We start from the raw sequence: 1,150 nt of genomic DNA on the forward strand, positions 1-1,150 counted from the left end.
ACGACCGAAGACTCGCCACACGCCAATACCGTCCGAGGACACCTTACCGATCAGTTCGACCTTGAAACCGTCGAGGCTGTCGGAAACACACTACTTCAACGGGATGTCCTTGAGACGCTCCCGGATCGACCGGTGGAGGTCGTCGCCGACCTCCACCTCGATCCCTACTACGGTGAGGAAGACGAGACAGAGGCGTTGTACTTCTCGCAGGCGAAACGAGGTACCACTGCGTTCCATGCTTACGTCACGCTGTATGCGCGGGTGCGCAACAAGCGATACACGCTGGCGGTTCGCCAGCTGGTCGCTGGCGAAACCACCAGCGATGCCCTCGGTGAGTTCCTCGAACTCCTTGACGGCCTTGACCTGCGCGTCAAGGCCGTCTACCTCGATCGCGGATTCTACAACAGCACTTGCCTCGAACTGCTGTACGCGCACAACTACGCCTACGTCATACCGATCGTCAAGTGGGGCGAGACGATTCAAGACGAACTCAGCAGCGGCTGGAGTCGCGTGATCGAACACGAACTCGCTGGGCGAGTAACGTTCCCTGTGTTCATCGACTGTGTCTACCAACGAGGACGATACGACGAGCACGGGGTGGCGCGTCACGGCTACGCCGCTGACGCGCCGTTCATCGACACACCACGAGATGCACGAGAACACTATAGCAAGCGCTTCGGCATCGAATCAAGCTACCGGTTAGCTAACCAGAGCCTCGCTCTCACCAGTTCTCGGGACGCAGGGCTTCGGTTGTTGCTGTTCGTCGTGAGTCTGTTGCTGCAGAACGTCTGGCGCTATCTCCACTGGATGTACGTGGCGGCGCCCCGCCGTGGGGGGCGCCGCCTCTGGGAGTGGTCGTTCACGGAGTTCTGTGAGATGGTGGTTCGTGCTGCCTGGGCAGCTCTTGGTGTACGCAGAGCTGTCCCAGCGAATCAACCACTCGACGACCGGTTCTTCCGGTAGCTGTCCCTGAGTTGGGGCAGCGGTCGTGAGTGGCGACACTGTCGCGTCGGCGGCGATTCGCCGCCGACAGCGCCTCTCCAGTGCCAAAACTTACCGCCACTATCTCTTCGAGACGGGCCGAGCACAGTTCAACCAGATTCAGCGCCTACTGGACAAGACAGTGAGGCTGTCGGTGTGATCGACTGAG

At 60.2% G+C, this 1,150-nt stretch carries 1 protein-coding gene; it reads left to right on the forward strand.

Features of this window, described 5'->3' with window-relative positions; genetic code table 11:
• On the forward strand, positions 1 to 963 hold a 963-nt coding region (locus tag FYC77_RS19970; protein ID WP_149083239.1), incomplete at its 5' end, for an ISH3 family transposase.
• Positions 964 to 1,150: the final 187 nt, after the last annotated feature.

Source organism: Natrialba swarupiae, assembly GCF_008245225.1.
GTDB lineage: Archaea > Halobacteriota > Halobacteria > Halobacteriales > Natrialbaceae > Natrarchaeobius > Natrarchaeobius swarupiae.